The sequence below is a fragment of the Methanothermobacter sp. genome (assembly GCF_049720995.1).
Lineage (GTDB): Archaea > Methanobacteriota > Methanobacteria > Methanobacteriales > Methanothermobacteraceae > Methanothermobacter.
Map to the genome: position 1 here is coordinate 1 of NZ_JBNASF010000046.1, position 4,487 is coordinate 4,487.

Genomic DNA, 4,487 nt, shown 5'->3' on the forward strand with positions numbered 1-4,487 from the left:
TGACATTTGAACTCAATGAGGAACTCTGAGGGGAGACTCGTATGAGTATAATTCATATTGACAGTGTACTCACCACTTATCGCCGTCTCAGACCCCGCCCCCGTCCGGGGGATCTGCAGACAATACTGGGACATGAAGACATCCATATCTTCAATGGCATGCTCATCATTCCAATCATCACCAGTCACCTGATGCTCCTGAGAAGCAACAGCCTTATGATACACTCTGAAAACCAAACTAACACCCCACACTCACCTTCTTCACACTATCCTTTTTTTATCTCCTACCCAATTTATCTCCTACCCAATAAGTAATTCACCACCCCTGTGAGGATCGTCACTGTACTCGACCGGATATCCCCATCCACCGAACCATGGATATATGTCCTGAGGGCCCCCCCACTGAAATCATACTCCACCTCAGTCACAATGAACCTCCTCCGCAGGGGATCCTCAGGGATGATCATATGATCCCCTACACGGCAATCAAAGTACCCCTCAACGACGCAGTCCACCTCACTATTCGGCCTCGTGGCCTTCTCTGATACTCTGGGATTGTCACTGAGAGGATTCTTCTCATCACTATCAGTATCCTTGTTGAAGAGGTCAGACCCGACATCCTTCGTATCAGTCTCAGTAGGAACACTCGGCGTACTCGGGGAACCATCAGATTCCTTAGCCTCCTCAAAAGGAGGAGTCCTACCACCCACAGGGTTACCACTATGACTTGGCCCGTAATCCCCATATTTAGGCCCCGCCGGTGATGGGCCCCGAGGGTTGCGATTCCCCCATTCAGGATTATCATGCTCCGATTCCTCAAATATTGGGAGGGGGACGCCCTCACCACCGGGGGACCCCACCTTATACAATTTAATTGTGGATACGCTGAAGACCGGCCCTGACCTTGCAGATGACCAGTACTTCATATTAACAATCCAATCCTTATTCACATAGTACCCCGGGTTAATCACGAGGGCCTTAATTTCCTTATCCCAGTTAGGATAAGTGGTAGGCCCGGATGTCCATGCCACCGTCCATATCCCAGCAGTAGCCGAGGGTCTGCCCCCTTGAGCCATCACAGACGCACCCTTACTCGAAACCCCGAGGGGTGTACTGAAGTTAGGGGCTTCTATCACCATGTAACGCCAGTTCTCCACCGGTTTATAAGTGAAGCAGAATCTTGCAGCCGAGGCTCCCGGATCAGTGAAGGGAGAATATGTACCTGTCTTTTTACGAGTCCATCCCAGGGCCCAACCCACATCCACGCTCCAATCATCCCCCTCAAGGAACTGGATCTCTGAACCCTTTAGGGGGACACGGTACCAGCCACGGTTCTCTTGCAGCCACTTATCCGAGACCAATTCAGTACACCACCCTCAGATTCTCAAGAGACTCGACAACCTCTGTTGCATCCTCTGTGATCTTCAATGACTTCAACAGTTTAGGGTTAACCTCGAATCCTGCACTACCCTTGCAGCCGATATACACCGTTTTCCCATGCAGAACCCAAAACAGGTCACGACCCGTCTCCTCCATCAGATTCTGGATCAACTCCGTCCATGTCACCGACACCTTCTTAACATCCCCCTCAGTCTCCACCTTCCCATAGAATGGATGCAACTTCATGAAAGTCTCAAGTGTGGATTTGCCCGGCTGAATCATTGTACCGTACAGGTAACTGCTACCCGCCCTGCTCGTTGACTGTGATGGGATGCAGGATCGTGGATGCAAGGAGACCCCACAGGCCTGCAGGAACCGGAGGAGAATCAGGCCCCATGAATGAAACTCTGCCTCCTTAAAAGTATAAGTGTATTGCATCAGACGATTATGAATCGGGGAGGATATCGCCCGACACTGAGAGATCATACTCCCATAATCTAAGCTAACATAATTTACATACCCCCCAAAGAGACCCTCATTATTATCGCCGATGATACTTACAGACGCCCCTACACGGACGGTCTCTGGTGTGGAGAATGAAGCCTTCGCCACAGAGTTAATCATATGATTCGCGTTTAAATCAATGACACGAGCCTCTCTACCATTTAAGAGGACTTTCACCTTATCACACCCTTCAATAGGAAGTAATCTGTGAGCATGGTGGCCTCCTGCCATGACACATTCACAGTCGCCGTTGCAGACTGAGACTTCAACCAGTCATAATTCATGATGCGGCCAGGATCAACAGGGACACTGAACCCCGTATAGATGAACCCCATCCAGTAATCCGTGATACGCGGGGCGAACCCACCCGGAGCCCTCATGTAGGCCCGTATCTTCCATTCATCCCCGGATCCCTTCTTCAACCAGATCCATGGGATGAACTGCGTATCTCCTGCCGTCGCCCCTTCGGGAGTCAAGGGTTCTATGAGGATATCCTCATAATCGAACCTGCTCCTCCTCGGAGGGCTGGGGAGGACAAAATCTATGATCCACTCCTCCCGAGTAATATATGGCCCGTAAATCCCGGCCCTATAATTCACAGGGTACCCGGGGAATGCAGACCCTGATGAGTTAGTGGCCGTCCCGAGGATGATAAACTGAAATGGGCCACTGCAAGGGGCCTGAATACTATACTCGATCATCACCTCATCACCAGGGTGAATCTTGTCAGGGAGACGGGGCTCCTCAAATAATACTGAGGACATCATCAGGTCATTCATCCATGACTGTTTCTCACTGAACGATGCGAATGGGTCTGGCCCCGGGATGATCAGGAGATCCTCGATGGGCTCCGTCCCAGTATTCTTGAGGACAGCATACCCCTTGATGGTGTCGCCACGTCGAGCCACTATGAACTCCTCATCCAGATCAACCCATCCACGGCCACCGAACTCTATGAACCTGAAATCCTTCACCAAAACTATCACTCTCCACCCACATGGAAATAGAAATCATTGAATGATGATGGGGAGAACGCCCCCGCCTTAAACACTTCCTTGACATCGGAGGGTAATTCCAGATGAATTGTGAGGGTGTACTCGATGATCTCATCACTGAACTTGTCGAGTTGATAGTCTGGTGGTTCAATCATGCCCTTATAGATATTCACCCCATCAGTGATGTTGAGGAGGTCACGACCTCTATCTCCCTGAACATATGTCCCCTTATTCAGAAGGTATTCGTTGCTTATCTGATACTTCGCCAACTCCATGAAAGCCTTCACCTCATCCAGGGGGGTCTTCCCGGGCTTGGGGAGAGCCACACAATGCAGGGTTACGGTGGGGAGATTCACCTGCACGGATACTATCCCTGAGGGTTTACGCCCCTGTATACTCCAATCACCATATATAATCATCTCACCCCCGTCACATAACCTCGCCCATACAGGTATGATGGTATGCCCTGCCTATTCAGTTCCTCACGCATCGTACCCTTCACCTTATCCGTTATCCTCCGAGCCATATCATCCACATCCACCTCAGATTCAATCTTATCCACGGAGACATTCGTATTTATCTGCAGATTCAAACCACCCATCAACATGGATGACCCCCGACCAGCAGTCACATCGGATGGCATTACGAGACTCGGTTTCCCGAGGCTCTCAACGGTACCGGGGATTGTAGCACTCAATCCCCTATTGAAGTGTGTCCCGAGGAGGTAACCATATTCATGCATAATCTCATAGGTCAGAGTGGATAATGGCCCCTCTTTTGGTGGTGATGATGGTAACAACCTTCTTATGATGCTAAGAACACTGTTTAGGTTAGGAATCGCTGAACGGATTCCTGCTGCAAGGTTAGATATGAAACGTGACCCCCAACTCCTGAATTGGGCCGCGATGCCTGAGAAATCGGGTAATGGTAACTTGGGCCACTTGAAACCACTGAATCTTGATTTTATCCATGATGTGAAGGAGGACCAGACCTTGCTGATCAACGATACGAGGTTAGGCATGGATGGGCTAGGTAATTTAGGCCACTTAAACTTGGGGACATGTTCCTTGACCCACGCAAGAAACTTATTCCATGCTTGTTGAATCAGCGCCACAAGGTTAGGCATGGAAATATTGGGGACTTTTGGCCATTTGAAAGTGGGAATATGTTCCTTAACCCATCCTGTGAATTTGTTCCACATCTCCTGCAGAGCCGTTACAGGATTAGGAAGAGGAAGTTTAGGTAGTTGTGGCCACTTAAATGATGGGATGTGGGTCATGACCCACACTTTGAAGTCATTCCATACTTGCCCAAAGCCTTCAATGATATACCTTCCAGGATCCTGGAATAATTTGGAAAGTTCCTCACGTATAGGATCCTCAATGTAGGTCTTGCTATTCTGCATCAGTACTTCCTTTAGTTTACTCCACTTCTCAGGGCCATAGATCCCCTCAAAAAGTTTTTCAGGAGAAAACATTTCTTTAATAGGTTTAATAGGATTAGGCATAAGTGAGAAAGGTGTCGGTCCAATAAGTGAGAGAGGTGTCGGTCCAACAATGGATGTTGGATCAGAAAGTGCTCTGTTTAAGTATTCCCTAAAGTTTGCGAG

6 protein-coding genes are annotated in these 4,487 nt (G+C 49.2%); all 6 read right to left on the reverse strand.

Annotation, left to right across the window (positions count from 1 at the left end; genetic code table 11):
• Nucleotides 1–188: hypothetical protein (locus ACPLJI_RS08935; RefSeq protein ID WP_424741268.1), on the reverse strand; the 188-nt coding region annotated here is incomplete at its 3' end.
• A 104-nt stretch (nucleotides 189–292) separates the two neighbouring features.
• Nucleotides 293–1,360: a hypothetical protein gene (locus ACPLJI_RS08940; RefSeq protein ID WP_424741269.1), complete on the reverse strand. Its 1,068-nt coding sequence runs from the start codon at nucleotides 1,358–1,360 to the stop codon at nucleotides 293–295.
• 1 nt (nucleotide 1,361) lies between these two features.
• Nucleotides 1,362–1,730 carry a hypothetical protein gene (locus ACPLJI_RS08945; protein ID WP_424741270.1) on the reverse strand — a complete coding sequence of 123 codons (369 nt, stop codon included), beginning with the start codon at nucleotides 1,728–1,730 and terminating at the stop codon, nucleotides 1,362–1,364.
• A 326-nt stretch (nucleotides 1,731–2,056) separates the two neighbouring features.
• The gene (locus ACPLJI_RS08950; RefSeq protein ID WP_424741273.1) at nucleotides 2,057–2,857 is read right to left on the reverse strand and encodes a hypothetical protein; all 801 of its coding nucleotides are present in this window, start codon (nucleotides 2,855–2,857) and stop codon (nucleotides 2,057–2,059) included.
• Between the two features lie 8 nt (nucleotides 2,858–2,865).
• Nucleotides 2,866–3,297, reverse strand: coding sequence for a hypothetical protein (locus tag ACPLJI_RS08955; RefSeq protein WP_424741271.1), 432 nt, complete (start codon nucleotides 3,295–3,297; stop codon nucleotides 2,866–2,868).
• On the reverse strand, nucleotides 3,294–4,487 hold a 1,194-nt coding region (locus tag ACPLJI_RS08960; RefSeq protein ID WP_424741272.1), incomplete at its 5' end, for a hypothetical protein. The genes ACPLJI_RS08955 and ACPLJI_RS08960, both read right to left, overlap by 4 nt.

Bases quoted from the DNA above. Each gene is read 5' to 3' on its own strand.
- ACPLJI_RS08955 (WP_424741271.1), bottom strand. From the start codon at position 3,297: ATGATTATATATGGTGATTGGAGTATACAGGGGCGTAAACCCTCAGGG.